Annotated in this window: 16 protein-coding genes; 13 read left to right on the top strand and 3 right to left on the bottom strand. The window is 69.3% G+C overall.

Going from position 1 to position 15,699, the window contains the following annotated elements; all coding sequences use genetic code 11:
- Window positions 1–320: 320 nt before the first annotated feature.
- Complete coding sequence (locus C8P69_RS01495; RefSeq protein WP_108174088.1) at window positions 321–749, top strand: hypothetical protein; 429 nt, start codon at window positions 321–323, stop codon at window positions 747–749.
- 70 nt (window positions 750–819) lie between these two features.
- Here the strand turns inward: C8P69_RS01495 and C8P69_RS01490 are convergent, their stop codons facing one another.
- Complete coding sequence (locus tag C8P69_RS01490; RefSeq protein ID WP_108174087.1) at window positions 820–1,737, bottom strand: LysR family transcriptional regulator; 918 nt, start codon at window positions 1,735–1,737, stop codon at window positions 820–822.
- A gap of 118 nt (window positions 1,738–1,855) precedes the next feature.
- Between C8P69_RS01490 and C8P69_RS01485 the strand changes: the two genes are divergently transcribed.
- From C8P69_RS01485 to C8P69_RS01445, 9 genes are all read left to right on the top strand, one after another.
- On the top strand, window positions 1,856–2,407 hold the full coding sequence (locus C8P69_RS01485; RefSeq protein ID WP_108174086.1) for a carboxymuconolactone decarboxylase family protein: 552 nt from the start codon (window positions 1,856–1,858) through the stop codon (window positions 2,405–2,407).
- Window positions 2,408–2,474: 67 nt separating this feature from the next.
- Complete coding sequence (locus C8P69_RS01480) at window positions 2,475–3,140, top strand: peroxiredoxin-like family protein (protein ID WP_108174085.1); 666 nt, start codon at window positions 2,475–2,477, stop codon at window positions 3,138–3,140.
- Window positions 3,141–3,188: 48 nt separating this feature from the next.
- The gene (locus C8P69_RS01475; RefSeq protein ID WP_108174084.1) at window positions 3,189–3,542 is read left to right on the top strand and encodes a DsrE family protein; all 354 of its coding nucleotides are present in this window, start codon (window positions 3,189–3,191) and stop codon (window positions 3,540–3,542) included.
- Window positions 3,543–3,575: 33 nt separating this feature from the next.
- Window positions 3,576–4,526: a DMT family transporter gene (locus tag C8P69_RS01470; RefSeq protein WP_108174083.1), complete on the top strand. Its 951-nt coding sequence runs from the start codon at window positions 3,576–3,578 to the stop codon at window positions 4,524–4,526.
- 31 nt (window positions 4,527–4,557) lie between these two features.
- Window positions 4,558–4,845 carry a DUF2798 domain-containing protein gene (locus C8P69_RS01465; RefSeq protein WP_108174082.1) on the top strand — a complete coding sequence of 96 codons (288 nt, stop codon included), beginning with the start codon at window positions 4,558–4,560 and terminating at the stop codon, window positions 4,843–4,845.
- Between the two features lie 98 nt (window positions 4,846–4,943).
- On the top strand, window positions 4,944–5,555 hold the full coding sequence (locus tag C8P69_RS01460; RefSeq protein WP_108174081.1) for a CDP-alcohol phosphatidyltransferase family protein: 612 nt from the start codon (window positions 4,944–4,946) through the stop codon (window positions 5,553–5,555).
- Window positions 5,556–5,678: 123 nt separating this feature from the next.
- Window positions 5,679–7,145: a dihydrolipoyl dehydrogenase family protein gene (locus C8P69_RS01455; protein ID WP_108174080.1), complete on the top strand. Its 1,467-nt coding sequence runs from the start codon at window positions 5,679–5,681 to the stop codon at window positions 7,143–7,145.
- Window positions 7,146–7,154: 9 nt separating this feature from the next.
- A complete protein-coding gene (locus tag C8P69_RS01450; RefSeq protein WP_108174079.1) occupies window positions 7,155–7,883 on the top strand; it encodes a TVP38/TMEM64 family protein in 729 nt (242 codons plus the stop codon).
- 54 nt (window positions 7,884–7,937) lie between these two features.
- A complete protein-coding gene (locus C8P69_RS01445) occupies window positions 7,938–9,062 on the top strand; it encodes an FAD-dependent oxidoreductase (RefSeq protein WP_108174078.1) in 1,125 nt (374 codons plus the stop codon).
- Window positions 9,063–9,111: 49 nt separating this feature from the next.
- Here C8P69_RS01445 and C8P69_RS01440 read toward each other — a convergent pair whose 3' ends face one another.
- Complete coding sequence (locus C8P69_RS01440; RefSeq protein WP_108174077.1) at window positions 9,112–9,888, bottom strand: SDR family oxidoreductase; 777 nt, start codon at window positions 9,886–9,888, stop codon at window positions 9,112–9,114.
- An 11-nt stretch (window positions 9,889–9,899) separates the two neighbouring features.
- Complete coding sequence (locus tag C8P69_RS01435; protein ID WP_108174076.1) at window positions 9,900–10,613, bottom strand: GntR family transcriptional regulator; 714 nt, start codon at window positions 10,611–10,613, stop codon at window positions 9,900–9,902.
- 201 nt (window positions 10,614–10,814) lie between these two features.
- Here C8P69_RS01435 and C8P69_RS01430 point away from each other — a divergent pair, with 201 nt between their 5' ends.
- From C8P69_RS01430 to C8P69_RS01420, 3 genes are all read left to right on the top strand, one after another.
- Complete coding sequence (locus C8P69_RS01430; RefSeq protein WP_108174075.1) at window positions 10,815–12,083, top strand: ABC transporter substrate-binding protein; 1,269 nt, start codon at window positions 10,815–10,817, stop codon at window positions 12,081–12,083.
- Window positions 12,084–12,234: 151 nt separating this feature from the next.
- On the top strand, window positions 12,235–13,113 hold the full coding sequence (locus C8P69_RS01425) for a branched-chain amino acid ABC transporter permease (protein WP_108174074.1): 879 nt from the start codon (window positions 12,235–12,237) through the stop codon (window positions 13,111–13,113).
- A gap of 4 nt (window positions 13,114–13,117) precedes the next feature.
- On the top strand, window positions 13,118–15,643 hold the full coding sequence (locus tag C8P69_RS01420) for a branched-chain amino acid ABC transporter ATP-binding protein/permease (protein ID WP_108174073.1): 2,526 nt from the start codon (window positions 13,118–13,120) through the stop codon (window positions 15,641–15,643).
- Window positions 15,644–15,699 lie beyond the last annotated feature (56 nt).

Raw genomic sequence — 15,699 nt, 5'->3', positions numbered from 1 at the left:
GCCCCACGGCGGGGCCTTCGCCGTTTGCGGCTGGACCGGAGCGGCCTTGCGAAGCCTTGCCGCCGCGCCATCGCCGCCGGCCCGCGGCAACATCCGGCGCGGCAGCGTTGGAAACATGCCGTCCTCCCTTGAAGCACGAGGCTCCAGCATTTCCCTGACATAACGCGTTACGGAACGGGCCACGCCTCTCGACAGCCGGCCGTCTGCGAAGGCGCCTCCTCGGCACCTTGCGCGGATGACGACTGCTCAAGCGGGCGCATCACCGCCAGGCCTCGGAGCTGGCCCGCAGCCCTCAGGCCCTGCCAACCGGGATCACCGTCATGTCGCTCAGCCGCCGCCGTACCGCCTTCGCCGCCGCCTGCGGGATCGTTCTCGCCGCCTTCTCCGCAGCCGGGGCCCAGGCCCAGCGGGCGCCGGCCGCGCCTCCGGCCATTGCCGCTGAGTTCCGCCAGTTCATCGGCTCCTTCCGCCAGGCCGTGCAGGCCAATGACCGCAGCGCAGTCACCGCGCTGACGCGCCTGCCGATGCTCCATGCCAGCGATCTGCATGATCGCGCCGCCTTCGAGGGCCGCGTCTACCGGCAGATCTTCACCGCGCGAAACCGGTCCTGCCTGCAGACCGCGCGCCCGGTCTACGATCGGAGCGGCGACGGCACCGAGAGCTACACGATCTTATGCGGCGACATGTTTTTCCTGTTCACGAAGAAGGAAGACGGCTTCCGCTTCGCTGAAACCGGCGAGAACGACTGAGGCGCGGTGCCTCGCGGGCCGCATCGGGCCGCATCCCGATCCAAGGCGTCCAGTGTCGCGACTCGCGGCACTAGCCCGCGGCGATGCTGAGCCGGGGATCCAGGGCGAATTCGGCGGCGAAATAGTCGATGGCGCAGCGGACCTTGGGCGCGAGGTGGCGACGCGAGGGATAGACGGCGCTGATGGGCTGCTGCGGCGCTTCGAAGTCGCGCAGCAGAACGGTGAGGCGGCCATCCTCCAATTCGCCTTCGACGAAATGCCAGCTCGGCACATAGCCGATGCCAAGGCCCTCCAGGACCGCAGCCCTCACCGCCTCGGTGTTGTTGACTTGGATCGGCCCTTCGACGGGCACGCTGATGGGGCCAGCCGGCGTGACGAAGGGCCAGGTCGCGCCGGTGAGCAGCCGGTCATAGACGACGCAGTCATGGGCGGTGAGATCGGCTGGCGTCTCGGGCCGGCCGCGGGCCGCGAGATAGGCGGGCGTCGCCACCACGACGCGACGCGTCGTGCCGATGCGGCGGGCGACGAGGCCGCTCTCGCTCGGCGTGCCCACGCGGATGGCGAGGTCGATGCCCTCCTCCACTAGGTCGGCATAGCCGTCTCCCATGACGAGGGCGATCTCCACGTCGGGATAGCGGGCGCGAAACCGGGGCAGCCGCGGGATGACATGAAGCCGTCCGAAGACCCCGGCGCAGGCGAGCCGCAGCCGGCCCGAGGGCTTGCCGCGCCGCCGGCCCACCGAGCCCTCCGCCTCGGCCAGGGCCTCCAGCGTGCGCCGTGCCTGTTCGTAGAGAACGCGGCCGTCATCCGTCAGGGTGAGCGCCCGGGTGGTGCGCAGGAACAAGACGGTGCCGAGATGGTCCTCGAGCTGGGCGATCTGGCGGGAGACCGTGGGCTGGGAGGTCGACAGATCGCGCGCCACGGCCGAGAACGAGCCGGTTTCGACGACCCGGGTGAAGGTACGAAAGAGCGCGACGACGTCCGTCATTCATACATATTACGAATATATTTTCTCCGCGCAACGCGCGTTATCGCCGATGCGTGAATGAGACACTCTCTCCCCATCGACGGCCGGCGAGCCGCCGCACACAAGAGGAGAGACTGCCATGACCCCGATCAACGTCCCCAGCCGTGACGAGGTAAGCGCCGCCAATCAGGCGATCTTCGACCAGATCGCGGCGAAGTTCGGCAAGGTGCCGAACCTCTATGCGACCTTCGCCCACTCCGAGCACGCGCTGGGCACCTATCTCGCCCTGCAGAACGCCCGCTCCTCCATCGTCGGCAAGGCCCGCGAGGTCATCAACCTCGTCGTCAGCCAGGTGAATGACTGCGAATACTGCCTGGCGGCGCATACGGTCATCGGCGGCATGATGGGCTTCACGCCCGACCAGATCCTGGAAATCCGCTCGGGCCGCGCCAGCTTCGATGCCAAGCTCGACGCCCTCGCGCGGCTTGCCCGCAATCTGACCGAGACCCGCGGTCATGCCGATCCGGCTCTGGTGGACGCCTTCTTCGCCGCCGGCTGGAGCAAGGGCCAGCTCGTCGATGCGATCGTCGCCGTCGGCGACAAGACGATCTCGAACTACCTCCACGCCACGACCCGCATCCCGGTGGACTTCCCCGCGGCGCCCGCGCTCACCACGCGCATGGCCGCCTGATCCCCAAGGCGGCGGCCGCGTGCCGCCGCTGCCCCGTCGACACGATCCCGCAAGCCGGAAACAGGCCATGGACCTCGCATCGCACCTCGACGCCTTCCGCACGGGCTGGGAAGCCCGCGTCGGCGACGCCACCGCCGCCATGATCGCCGACGATCTCGTGGCCCTCCGCGACACAGGCATCCTCGACCGCGCCGCGCGCGCCGGCGACAGGCTGCCGCCCGCGGACCACCTCGTCGACGCGCTCGGCCGCCCCTTCGATCTTGCGGGCCTCGTCGCGGCGGGACCGGTCGTCATCACATTCTACCGGGGCGGCTGGTGCCCCTACTGCAATCTGGAACTGCGGGCCTACCAGGCGGCGCTGCCGGAGATCCTGTCTGCCGGCGGCGCGCTGGTCGCCATCTCGCCGGAACTGCCGGGCCACAGCCTGTCCACGGCCGAGAAGAATGACCTCACCTTCCCGGTGCTCTCTGATGTCGGCGGTGGCTTCGCCGATGCCCTCGGCATCCGCTTTACCCTCTCTCAGACGGTCCAGCCCTTCTACGAGAAGGCAGGGCACGCCCTGCCGAGCCGGAATGGCGACGGTCTCTGGGCCCTGCCGATCCCGGCCACATTCGTGGTCGAGCGCGGCGGAGGCATCGCCCTCGCTTCCGTCGAGCCCGATTACCGCCGCCGCCTCGAACCCGCCGCGGCGATCGCCGCCCTGCAGCGCCTCGCCAGGCCTGCCGCGGCCTGAGCCGCTCACCCCACCGCGAGGGCCGCCCGCCCCAACCCCGAGGATGCCATGACCAAGGTCGCGATCGTGATCTATTCCAAGCTCGAAGGTGCGGGGAAATCCGCCGTCTATCGCGCGCTGATGTTTGCCGACGAGCTCATGCGCGGCGGGGACGATGTCACCATCGTCTTCGATGGCGCCGGCTCCACGGCCCTGGCCGACGTGCTCGACCCCGCGAACAGCCTGCACCGGACCTGGCTCAAGGCGGCTCCAGCGCTGCGGGGCGTCTGCGCCTACTGCGCCAAGTCCTATGGCGTCCACGAGGCCCTGACATCGGCCGGGATCCCGATGCTGACAGAGGACAAGGGCCACGCCTCGCTGCGCGGCCTGCTCCTCGAAGGCCGTCAGATCATCACCTTCTGACCCCGCCTCACTCCTCATCCGTTGGAGACGACCATGTCCCACCTTCCCTCCGCCCTGCCGGGGACCACCACCATGGCCAAGACCGCGCTCCCCGCCCTGTCGCCGGAGGCGCGCGGCATGATGCTGGGCGCCGCTGCCGCAACCATCTGGGGGCTCTATCTCGCCCTCGCCCGCCAGGGCATCAGCACGGGCCTCACGCCTGTCGACATCGCCGCCTTCCGCTATGTGACGGCGGGCCTTGTGATGCTGCCCTGGCTGGTGGTCGCGTGGCCCGAGGTGCGAGCCATCGGCCTCTGGCGGTCGCTGGCGCTCGCCGCGCTGGCCGGTCCGCCCTTCATCCTCTTGGGCGTCGGCGGCTACCAGTTCGCCCCGCTCGCCCATGGCGCCGTGGTTCAGCCGGCAACCGTGACGGTCCTTGGCATGATCCTCGCCACACTTGTGCTTGGCGAAGCGCTGACGCGCGCCCGGATCCTCGGCACGACCATCATCGTCGCCGGCATCGCCGTCATCGCCGGCCCAGGCCTCCTCACCGGCGGCGGCCTCACGCCGCTGGGTGATGCGATGTTCGCCGGCGCCGGAGTGCTCTGGGCGGGCTTCACCCTACTCTCCCGGCGCTGGAAGGTGCCTCCCGTCGCCGGCACCGCCATCGTTTCGGTCATCTCGGGCGCGGTCATGCTGCCCTGGGCGCTGGCAAGCCACGGCGTCGCCCATTATGCGAGCCTCCCCCTCGGCACGCTTGCCGTGCAGGTGGTCGTCCAGGGCGTCCTGACCGGCGTCGTCTCGGTGATCGCCTTTACCCGCGCTGTTGGGCTCATCGGCGCATCCCGCGCTGCCATCTTCCCGGCCCTCGTGCCGGCCGCTGCCATCCTCATCGGCATTCCCGTGGCTGGAGAATGGCCGACCGTGCTGCAATGGTCTGGACTCGCCCTCGTCTCGACGGGCTTGCTGGTCGCGGTGGGCGTGATCGCCTTGCGAGGCCGCTAACCGCGCCGCCAGCGGCGAACCGAGCCTACAGGTGGCTGGCCGGCAGCTTGCAGGCCAGTCACCACCGTCTGGAGAAGCCCATGCCGAAGATCCCGCGCCGCACATCCACTTCGTCTTCGGAGCGCTCCAGTCAGGCCTGACCTCGGGCGTTGCCACCGCCGTCGCCAGCTGGCCGGCGCTGCAGGAGGGTCTGTTCCTCGCCCAGTGGCTGCGCGCCTGGCTCATCGCCTGGGCCCTGATGCTGCCGATCGTGATCGTGGCGGCGCCGGCCATCCGCGCCTTCGCGATGGCGGTCACGAGCGATGGCGCGGGGGACTAGGGCCACTTCGCGGGGCATGGCCGTGATATGCTGATGGCTGGCGGGACGACCTGAGCCGAGGTCTGGACCATCCCGCGCAGGAGCCAAGAGATCGTCGCATGCTGGACCCCTTCGCGCGGCGGATCATCGATCCCCCGCTGAACCGCGCCGGGCTCTGGCTGGCCGGCCGCGGCGCGACCGCCAACATGATCACCGGGGTCGGGCTCGTAGTCGGCTGCGCAGCTGCGCTGTCCATCGCCGCCGGCCAGTTCCTCCTCGCTCTCCTGCTGATCGCGGTGTCGCGGATCGCCGATGGCCTGGATGGGGCCGTCGCCCGCGCGCGCGGGCCCACCGACCTCGGCGGCTATTTCGACATCCTGGCGGATTTCGCCTTCTACGCGGCCGTGCCCGTTGCCTTCGGCATCGCCGATCCCGCCAACGCGCTTGCCGCCCTCGTCCTCGTCGCGAGTTTTCTTCTCTCGGGGACGAGTTTCCTCGCCTTCGCCACCATCGCCGCCAAGCGAGGCATGACCACCACGGCGCGGGGCGAGAAGAGTTTCTTTCACGCGGCGGGACTGGCCGAAGGCTCCGAGACCATTTTGGCCTTCGTCCTGATGTGCCTCTTCCCGCAGAGCTTCGGCCTGATTGCCTGGCTCTTCGCCGCCATGTGCCTGGTGACGGCGGCGGGCCGGTGCCTCGACGCTGCCCGGCTGTTCCGTGATCCCGCCTGAAACGACGACGGGCTGTCGAGCCCTTGCAGCCGGAGCCCCCGAGTTGTGGCAGGATGGGCGGGACATCGGCGGCTCAGGCGGCGTCGCCGACCCGCCGCCATGGCCACGAGGTGCTGATATCTGATGCAGGAGGCGACCTATTCTCCCGGGCCAGGCCGTCGACCGGTGCAGCGCGACGGCGACCTCGTCTGCGATATCTGCGTCATCGGTGCCGGGTCGGCAGGCCTGTCCGTCGCGGCCGGGGCCGTCCAGATGGGCGCGTCCGTCGTGCTCGTCGAGAAGGGCGAGATGGGCGGAGAATGCCTGAACTCGGGATGCGTCCCGTCGAAGGCCATCATCGCGGCCGCGGCGAAAGCCCACCTGCCCCGGACCAGTGCCGCCTTCGGCGTCACGCTCGGCCCGGCTGCGGTCGACCACCAGCAGGTCCATGACCATATCGCCAGCGTGATTGCGGCCATCGCTCCCCATGACAGCGTGGAGCGCTTCGAGGGCCTTGGCGTCGACGTGATCAAGGCGAGCGCCCGGTTTGTCGATCCGCGGGTGGTCGAGGCCGGCGGGAGGCGGATCCGGGCGCGCCGCTTTGTCATCGCCACCGGATCGCGGCCCGCCGTTCCATCCGTGCCGGGGCTGGCCGACAGCGGTTTCCTCACCAACGAGACGATTTTCACGCTCACGGCCTTGCCGGCAGACCTCCTGATCATGGGCGGCGGGCCCATCGGCGTGGAGATGGCGCAGGCCTTCCGACGCCTGGGTTCGACCGTCACCCTCATCGAGAAGGAGACGATCCTGTCCCGCGACGATCCCCAGGCCGTGGCCGTCGTCAGGGATGCGCTGATTGCGGACGGCGTCGCGATCCTGGAGGGCCAGGGCGTCGCCTCGGTCAGCCGGAGCGGCGACCGGGTCGAGGTCCTCCTCGACGGTGGGGACAGGATCAGCGGCACCGATCTCCTCGTCGCGACCGGGCGCCGGCCGAACCTCGAAGACCTCGGACTGGAGGCTGCGGGGATCGCGACCGGCCCGCGGGGCATCACGGTCGATGCGCGCCTGCGGACCACCAATCGACGGGTCTTCGCCATCGGCGATGTCACAGGCGGGCCGCTCTTCACCCATGCGGCATCCCAGCAGGCGGGTATTGTCATCCGCAACGCGCTCTTCCTGCTCCCCGCCAAGGCTGACTATGGCGCGCTGCCGCGGGTGACCTATACCGACCCGGAGCTCGCCCAGGTGGGAATGACCGAGCAGGAGGCCCGGAAGAGTGGGGAACCCGTCGAGGTGCTGTTCGCGCCCTTCGCGGGGAACGACCGCGCCCAGGCCGCACGCCGCACCGAGGGCTTCGCCAAGATCATCGTGGGACGGCGGGGACGGATCCTCGGGGCGACCATCGTCGGGCCGGGTGCGGGGGAGCTGATCGGTCTGTGGGCGCTTGCCATGTCGCAGCGGCTGGCGATCGGCGCTGTTGCCGGGCTCGTCCTGCCCTACCCGACCCTATCCGAGATCTCGAAGCGGGCGGCGGGCAGCTACTACACGCCCCGTCTTTTCGGGCCGACCACGCGGCGCCTGGTCGGCCTGATCCAGCGCTTCGTTCCCTGAGGCGACACCATGGCGCTGAAAACCTATCTGCGGGACAAACGCCTGTGGGCCGCCATCGGGCTGATCTGCCTGCTGGTGGGCCTGCGCTGGTCGGGGCTTGCCGACCAGCTGACGCTGGAGACACTGCGGACCCATCGCGGCGGGCTGCAGGACTTGGTGGCCCGCCATCCCGTCGGCTCCGCCCTCGCCTATATCGCGGTCTATGTGGCGGCCGTCGCCCTGTCGCTGCCGGGCGCCGTGTTCCTCACGCTCTCCGGAGGGTTCCTGTTCGGCGCCCTGTCCGGCACCCTGTTCACGGTGGTGGCCGCCACCCTCGGCGCGTCGCTGATCTTTCTCTTCGCGCGAACGGTGTTCGGCGCCGATGCGCTGGAGCGGTTCGGTCCGGCCGCCGCTGCCATGGCCGCAGGTGTCCGTCGCAACGCCGCGGCCTATCTGCTCGTCCTGCGCCTCGTGCCGATCTTCCCGTTCTTCCTGGTCAATCTCGTCCCGGCGCTGATCGGTGTTCCCTTGCGGACCTATGTGGCGACGACCTTTGTCGGCATCATCCCGGCCACGGCCGTCTTCTCGGTGACCGGAGCCGGTCTCGGGGCGGTTCTCGACAGTGGCGAGACCCTCTCCCCGGCCTCCATCCTCACGCCGGAGATCATCGCCGGGCTCTGCGGCCTCGCTCTCCTGTCGCTGGTCGCTATCCCCCTGAAGAAGTGGCTGTCGCGATCCGGGGAGACACCCGTCCCATGACCCGTGCGGGCGCGGCGACACCGGCTCGGCCCGCCAGGGTGGACGGGCCGCCACATGGCTGAGCACCGCGTCGTCCTGGTCGGCGGAGGGCACAGCCATGTCCAGGTGCTCCGGGCGTTTGCGCGCCAACCTCAGCCCCTCGCCCGGCTGACCCTCGTGAGCGACAGCCTCGAAGCTCCCTATTCCGGCATGCTGCCGGGACATATCGCTGGACTCTACTCCCGCGAGGCCATGCATATCGATCTAGCGGCCCTCGCGGCCCGTTGCGGGGCGGATGTCGTTCCGCAGGCGGCGGTCGGGATCGACCGGCCGGGGCGCCGGGTCGTTCTCGCCGATGGGAGCCACCTCCCCTACGACACGCTGTCGCTGAACATCGGCATCACGCCGGACCTCTCCTCCGTCACCGGGGCCGACCGGTTCGCGCTGGCCCTGAAACCGATCGGACGCCTGCTGGCGAAACTGGAGGGCGCCCTGGGCTCAGGGCCGCCGGCGAAGGCGCCGGGGCAAATCCTGGTGATCGGCGGCGGACCTGCGGGCGTCGAGGTCGCCCTGGCGTTGCGAGCCCGCCTCGCCGGCTCTGAACAGCGGCCCCATCCCTGGATCGGGATCGCCGCGGGGCGCGGCCTGGTCCCGCGCCTCAATCCGCACGCGAGGGGCAAACTGGCGCGCATTCTCGCGCGCAAGGATATCGAGGTCCTGCCGTCCTGCCGGATCACCGAGGTCGCGGCGGATGGCGCAAAGGCCGAGGACGGCCGCTGGATCGCTTCGGACCTGACGATCATGGCGACCGCGGCGCGGGGACAGCCCTGGCTCGCGGGCGCGGATCTGCCCCTCTCCCCCGACGGATCGGTGTTGGTCCGGCCGACGCTTGCCAGCACCGGCGATGACGCGGTCTTCGCCACCGGAGACTGCGCCGAACTCGTCGGCCAGCGGCTGGACAAGGCGGGGGTCTACGCGGTGCGGCAAGGCCCGGTCCTCGCGCAGAACCTTCGCCGGCGGATCCGCGGCGAGCCGCCGATGGCCTATCGACCCCAGGCGCGGGCGCTCGCCATCCTGTCCACCGGCGATGGCCGGGCGGTCGCCTCGTGGGGCGACCGGATCGCCGTCGAGGGGCGGTGGGTCTGGTGGTGGAAGGACTGGATCGACCGGCGCTTCGTCGAGGGCTTCTCGTCCCCTTGACGCGCCATCCTCGTCGGCTCCGGCCCCAGGGCCGCAAGACGCGCGGTCGTCAGGTCAGCATCTGCATGTCGCCGCAGATCGACAGAGCCTGCCCGGAAATGGTCCGACCCTTGGGGGACGCCAGGAAGAGCATCTGGTCGGCGAGCTGGCGGGCCGTAACGAAGGTCTTGAGCGAGGTATAGGCCACTGCCTGCGTCTCCATCTCGTGGAACGAGACCCCGCGGGACTGCGCCTTGGCTTCGAGCACGCGCCGGATCCTGTCGCCCTCCACGAGGCCGGGAAGGATGGCGTTGACGCGGATACCGAACTCGCCGAGCTCGATCGACAGCGACTTGGTGAACCCGACGACGCCCCATTTGGCGGCGGCATAGGGGGTCCGCAGCGCGAAGCCGAAGCGACCGGCGACCGAGGCAAGATTGATGATCGAGGCGTTGGGGCTCGCCTTCAGATGCGGCACGGCGAGTCGCGCGCAGTTGAACTGGCTGGTCAGGCAGACCTCGATGCAGCGATCCCAGTCCTCCGGGTTGATCTCCTCGACGCGGCCGGTGGGACCCGCGATGCCCGCATTGTTGACGAGCACGTCGAGGCCGCCGAGGCGATCGATCGCCGTGTCGAACAGGGCCTTCACCGCCGAACGGTCGGCCACATCGCACCACGACGACGAGATGCCGGGATCGGTGGTCGCGAGTTCGGCAAGCGCATCCCTGTCGACGTCGCAGACATGGACCTTGGCCCCCTCCTCGGCGAAGGCCCGCGCGACCTCGCGGCCGATGCCGTTGGCGCCCGCTGTCACCAGCACACGCAGCCCGCCGATGCCCAGATCCATGGTCCGTCTCCTTATGCCCTGTTGCGAGCTGCGGCGAGGCCGCCGCGCCCGATGATGAAGTCCGCGGCGCCGCTGATGTCGGCGACGATGGCGGTCCGCGCCGCCGCGCCATCGCGCGCCCGGATCGCGGCCAGCGCCTCGGCGTGGAACCGGATGGCGCCGCTGCGGGCCAGACGATCCGGATTGGCGCCGAGGTCGAGATTGAGCACCGGTCCGGCCTTCAGCCAGAGCGCCCCGATGATCTCGACCAGGGTCGGCAAGCCGGCCGCCTCGTAGATCGCGAAATGCAGGTTCTTGTTGATGCGGACGGCCTCGGCGAGGTCGGCCACCGGCTGGCTTCCGAGTGCGCGGAAGGCCGCTTCATGGCCGGCAATCCGCTCGATGGCCCTGGCATCCGCCGCAGCCGCTGCCGCCTCGGCCGCAAAACCTTCGATGGAGATGCGCACCGTCGTCAGCTCGCGAAACCCCTCCTCCGACATGACGGGAACGCGCACGGCGCGGTTCGGCGTCACCTCCAGCGCCCGGTCCGCCACCAGACGGCTCACCGCCTCGCGCACCGGCATCATGCTGGTGCCCAGCGCCAGCGCCGTCGCCCGGAGCGAGATCTTGTCGCCCGGCGCAAGCCGGCCGGCCATGAGCAACTCACGCAGGTGCCCATAAACCCGCTCGCCGAGCGTCTCCCGCTCCAGCGGGCCAATCGTAGTGAGGGCGTCGGCGACGCTCATCGGGGCTCCGGGCTGCGACCTTTCTATCCGGCGGGACCGTCATCCCCTCTCGCGAAGGGGCTGGACAAAGCGCCGCCAATGAGGAACCCTAACTGTGATCACAGATCACGGCAAGCTCCGGCTGGCCGTCGGCGAGGAGCGGCCAACGCGCCCGCCGGTGTGACGCAGGGCCTGGAAAACGCACCTTGAGGAGACGTCCCCATGACGGGCAAAACGACCCCGGACCATAAGAGTCTGTCCCGCCGTACCGTGCTGAAGGCATCGGCCGGCGTCGCTGCGCTCGGCGCCATCGGCGCTCCGGCGATCAGCTACGCACAGGCCGAGACCATCAAGATCGGTCACATCACGCCCCGCACCGGCTTCCTCGGTCCCCTGGGCGAATATGCCGCCCAGGCCGTCCAGCTCGCGGCGGAAGAGATCAATGCCGCCGGCGGCGTCCTCGGTCGGCGGATCGAGCTCATCCTCGACGACAGCCCCAACCCGCAGCAGGCCTCCGCCAAGGCCGAGCGCCTCGTCCAGCGCGACAAGATCATTGCCCTGCTCGGCGAGATCTCCTCGGCCTCGGCCCTCGCCATCGCCCAGGTCGTCCAGCGCGAGAAGGTGCTGTTCATCAACACCGGCGCCAATTCGGACGCGCTGCGCGGCTCTGACTGCCAGAAGTTCATGTTCCACATCGAGGCGCAGAACTCGATGTACGTGAAGGCGGTGGGCCGCTCGCTGATCCGCGACGGCCTCGTCTCGGGCAAGCGGTGGTACTCGCTGACGGCGGACTATGCCTTCGGCCACGACCTGCTCAACGTCGCCAAGCGCTACATGGGCGCCAATGGCGGCAACCATGCGGGTGACGACCTCATCCCCACGGACCTCGCCGACTTCTCGCCCTTCCTGCTGAAGATCCGCCAGGCCCGTCCGGACGTGGTCTGCCTCAACCTCGCGGGCACGCAGATCACCAACTTCCTCAAGCAATATGCCGAGTTCGGCCTGACCTTCCCGGTCGCCGGCTTCGGCTTCGACACGGCCCTGGCCTGGGGCGCTGGCCGCGGCAATTTCGGTGGCATCTGGCCGGTCGTCTGGCATCACCTCATCGACACGCCCGGTTCGAAGTCCTTCGTCAGCGGCTTCCAGCGGAAGTACAACCGCATGCCTGAGAACCAGGCCTGGGGCGACTACTGCTCGCTGAAGATCGTCGCGCAGGCCATCGCCGAGACGCGCGCGACCGATCCGGTGAAGATCGTCGAGCATTTCGAGAAGGGCGCGAAGTTCGACCTGCTGAAGACCCGCGAGGGCTACTTCAGGGCCAAGGACCATCAGATGATGATGGAGATGTACGCGATCACCGCGCTGCCCGCGGCGCAGATCCGCAACCAGTACGACATCTTCACCTCCTCGCCCCCGGTTCCCGCCGCCAACGAGAGCCTCGAGGTCATCGCGGCGACCGACGACGAGAACAAGTGCACGTTCCGGGCGTGACCTGACAGGACAGGCCGGGGCGGCGGATTGCGCCGCTCCGGTCGCCTGACCTCGTCGCACCTGCGCGCGCGCTGCCGCTGCCGCGGATCGCCGCGAAGCACCGCCCTTTCCCGCCGAACGCCGATGCCATCCCGCAATCTGGACGGATCCCGTGCCTGACCTGATCCCGCTCCTGTCGCAGATCCTCAACGGCCTCCTGGCCGGCTCCTACTACCTGATGATCGCGCTCGGCCTGTCGATGATCTTCTCCCTCGGCGGCATCGTGAACCTGGCCCACGGGGCCTTCTATGCGCTCGGCGCCTATCTCGCGGTCACCCTGTCGGAGCGCATCGGCTTCGGCGGCGCGCTCATCGCCTCGCCGGTGATCGTCGCCATCATCGGCATGGTGGTCGAGCGCTACCTGCTCCGCCGCTTCTACACGGCCGACCCGATCCTCGGCCTGTTGCTGACCTTCGGCCTCGCCATGGTCGCCGAGCAGGGCCTGCGCATGATCTACGGCGCGGCGCCCATCCCCTTCTCCATTCCGCCCGAGCTGCGCGGCCAGGTCTTCCTCGGGGACTTCGTCTATTCGCGCTACCGGCTGATCACCCTCGGCATCACGGCCGTCGCCGTCTTCGGTCTCTGGCTGCTGCTGACCCGCACCGCCTTCGGCAAGGTGGTCCGCGCCGGCGTGCAGAACCCCGACATGGTCGGCGCCCTCGGCATCTCGCTGAAGCCCTACATGACGGCGGTGGTGATGATCGGCGTCGGCCTTGCGGCGCTGGCCGGCGTGCTGATCGCGCCGATCGCCGGCGTCCACCCCGCCATGGGCCAGGAAATCATCACCTTCGCCTTCGTGGTGGTGGTGATCGGCGGCCTCGGCTCCTTCTGGGGCGTGGTCGCCGCCGCCGCCATCGTCGGCATGACCCGCGGTGTCGCCGCCCATTTCTATCCCGCTGCCACCGAGGCCTCGGTCTATCTCCTGATGGTCCTCGTCCTGCTGATGCGGCCGCGCGGCCTCTTCGGCGAGCGCATCCAGAAATTCGAGTGACACGATGACCCCGGCCCTGCGCAACCTTCTCGCAGCCCTCGCGGCGCTCGTCGTCCTGCCCGTCTTCATGCTGTCGATCGGGCTGACCCTGACCTCGGCGACCGACGTGGTCATCTTCGCCATCGCCGCCCTCGCACTGAACATCCTTGTCGGCCATACCGGCCTCGTCTCCTTCGGCCACGGCGCCTTCTTCGGGATCGGCGCCTATGCCGCGGTCCTCGCGCAGCGCCATTTCTTTCCCGGCCAGATGCTGCTGCCGATGGGCTTTTCGATCCTGTTCGTCGGCGTCGTCTCGGCCCTTCTCGGCCTGCTGATCCTGCGCCGCCGCGGCGTCTATTTCTCGCTGCTGACCCTCGCCATGACGGCGGTCGCCTACACCGTCTCCTTCCGCTGGACGGACCTGACGGGTGGCGAGAACGGCCTCGGCGGTGTCGTCAGGCCGGACTGGGGCTTTGCCAATCTCAACAATGGCTGGGTGTTCTACACGGTGGTCGCCCTCATCGGCTTCCTTGTGGTGCTCCTGCTTCAGCGGTTCCACACCTCGCCTGTCGGCACGGTCCTCGTCTCCATTCGCGAGAACGAGGTGCGCTCCCGCTTCATCGGTTACGACACCGACCGCTACAAGCTCATCGCCTTCACGCTCTCCGCCACCATCACCGGCTTTGCGGGCGTCCTGTCCGCCTTCCACCACCGCTTCACCTCGGCGGACCCGATCGCCATCCAGTTCTCCGGCGAACTCCTCGCCATGGTGGTGATCGGCGGCATGCGCTCCTTCATGGGGCCGGCTCTGGGCGCCCTCTTCTTCATGCTCTTCCGCGAGTACCTCTCGCTCTACACAGCGAGCTGGCTGCTGTTTTTCGGGCTGCTCTTCGTCGGCTTCATCATCTTCTCGCCCACCGGCCTCGTGGGCGTGGCGGGACGGCTGATGGCGCCGTTCCGCAAGGTGCCCGAAACCGATGCGGCCATGGCGGCGCGGCGGGTCGAGGCGGTCGGGCCCGTGCCGCCGGCCTTCATCCGCGAGGGCGCGACGGCGGCCGGGGCACCGGTCCTCGCCGTCGACGACATCGCCAAGAGCTTCGGTGGCATCAAGGCGGTGCGCGGGGTCTCCTTCGCGGTGCGCGACCGCACCCTCCACGCGCTGATCGGCCCCAACGGCGCCGGCAAGACCACGGCCTTCAACCTGCTGTCGGGCATGTTCCCGCCAGATCGCGGCTCCGTCCGGCTCGATGGACGCGAGGTCGGCGGCCTGTCGCCGCAGGCCATCACCCAGGCCGGCGTCGGACGCTCCTTCCAGATCACCAACCTCTTTCCCGGTCTGTCCATCGAGGAGAATGTCCGCCTCGCCATCCAGGCCCGGCATTCCGGCCGCTTCGGCCTGTGGGCGGAGGCCACCGCCCTGCCCGGCATCAAGGACGAGACGGCGACCCTCATTCGCTATCTCGGCCTTGCCGGCATCGAGCAGGCCGAGGCCGGCTCGCTGTCCTATGGCGGGCAGCGCCTCGTCGACATGGCGCTCGCCCTGGCGACGCGCCCGCGCATCCTCCTCCTCGACGAGCCGCTGGCGGGCCTTGCCGCGGCCGAGCGCAAGCGCGTCGGCGACATCATCAAGACCATCTCCGGCGACATTCCGGTGCTGCTCGTCGAGCACGACATCGACCGCGTCTTCCAGCTCGCGGACCACGTCACGGTGATGAACGATGGCGAGGTGCTGGTGGACGGCTCGGTCGAGGAGGCGCGCTCTTCCGAGCGGGTCCAGGCGGTCTATCTCGGCTCGGGCGCCCATGCGGTGGCGGCGAAGGAGCGCGCCTCGGCCGCGACACAGGACACGCTGCTCTCCCTCGATACGGTCAACACCTTCTACGGCAAGAGCCACATCCTGAACGACGTCAGCTTCACCGTCCGCTCGGGTGAGATCGTCGCTCTGCTCGGCCGCAACGGCGCGGGAAAGTCGACGGTCCTCAAGACCATCACCGGCATTGCCCAGCCGGCCTCTGGCACGATCACGTTGGCCGGCGAGACGCTCTCGGGCCTGGCGCCGGACCAGGCGGCGCGGCGCGGCATCGGCTATGTCCCGCAGGGTCGTGGCCTGTTCGCCGGCATGTCGGTGAAGGACAATCTCATGCTCGGCCGGCTGCGGCGGATCACCGGAGCCGGTCGCCACTGGGACGAGGACCGGGTGCTGGATTTCTTCCCGCGCCTGAAGGAGCGCTGGACCACCCCCGCCGACTTCCTCTCCGGCGGCGAACAGCAGATGGTCGCGGTCGCCCGCGCCCTTGTTGGCGATACCCGGGTCCTGCTGCTCGACGAGCCCTTCGAAGGCCTCTCGCCGGCGATCACCGAGGAGCTGTTCGAAGCCTTCGACAAGCTGCGCCATGACGTGTCGATCATCCTCGTCGACCATCATCTTGATCTCGCCCTGGCGCTCTCCGACCGGACCGTCGCGCTGGAGCGCGGCTCCGTCACCTGGGCCGGCGCCTCCCGCGAACTGCGCGAGGACCAGGACCTGCGCCGCAAGGTCCTGTGGCTGTGACGATGAGGCCGCATCCAGCTTGGGCCTCGTGGTTTCGCCCCCCCATCCCTGACCCC

Source organism: Phreatobacter oligotrophus (assembly GCF_003046185.1).
Classification (GTDB): Bacteria; Pseudomonadota; Alphaproteobacteria; order Rhizobiales; family Phreatobacteraceae; genus Phreatobacter; species Phreatobacter oligotrophus.
This window is presented reverse-complemented; position numbering and strand designations above follow the sequence as displayed.

Coding starts and splice junctions, on each gene's coding strand:
- C8P69_RS01495 (WP_108174088.1), top strand. CDS start 321: ATGTCGCTCAGCCGCCGCCGTACCGCCTTCGCCGCCGCCTGCGGGATC.
- C8P69_RS01490 (WP_108174087.1), bottom strand. CDS start 1,737: ATGACGGACGTCGTCGCGCTCTTTCGTACCTTCACCCGGGTCGTCGAA.
- C8P69_RS01485 (WP_108174086.1), top strand. CDS start 1,856: ATGACCCCGATCAACGTCCCCAGCCGTGACGAGGTAAGCGCCGCCAAT.
- C8P69_RS01480 (WP_108174085.1), top strand. CDS start 2,475: ATGGACCTCGCATCGCACCTCGACGCCTTCCGCACGGGCTGGGAAGCC.
- C8P69_RS01475 (WP_108174084.1), top strand. CDS start 3,189: ATGACCAAGGTCGCGATCGTGATCTATTCCAAGCTCGAAGGTGCGGGG.
- C8P69_RS01470 (WP_108174083.1), top strand. CDS start 3,576: ATGTCCCACCTTCCCTCCGCCCTGCCGGGGACCACCACCATGGCCAAG.
- C8P69_RS01460 (WP_108174081.1), top strand. CDS start 4,944: ATGCTGGACCCCTTCGCGCGGCGGATCATCGATCCCCCGCTGAACCGC.
- C8P69_RS01455 (WP_108174080.1), top strand. CDS start 5,679: ATGCAGGAGGCGACCTATTCTCCCGGGCCAGGCCGTCGACCGGTGCAG.
- C8P69_RS01450 (WP_108174079.1), top strand. CDS start 7,155: ATGGCGCTGAAAACCTATCTGCGGGACAAACGCCTGTGGGCCGCCATC.
- C8P69_RS01445 (WP_108174078.1), top strand. CDS start 7,938: ATGGCTGAGCACCGCGTCGTCCTGGTCGGCGGAGGGCACAGCCATGTC.
- C8P69_RS01440 (WP_108174077.1), bottom strand. CDS start 9,888: ATGGATCTGGGCATCGGCGGGCTGCGTGTGCTGGTGACAGCGGGCGCC.
- C8P69_RS01435 (WP_108174076.1), bottom strand. CDS start 10,613: ATGAGCGTCGCCGACGCCCTCACTACGATTGGCCCGCTGGAGCGGGAG.
- C8P69_RS01430 (WP_108174075.1), top strand. CDS start 10,815: ATGACGGGCAAAACGACCCCGGACCATAAGAGTCTGTCCCGCCGTACC.
- C8P69_RS01420 (WP_108174073.1), top strand. CDS start 13,118: ATGACCCCGGCCCTGCGCAACCTTCTCGCAGCCCTCGCGGCGCTCGTC.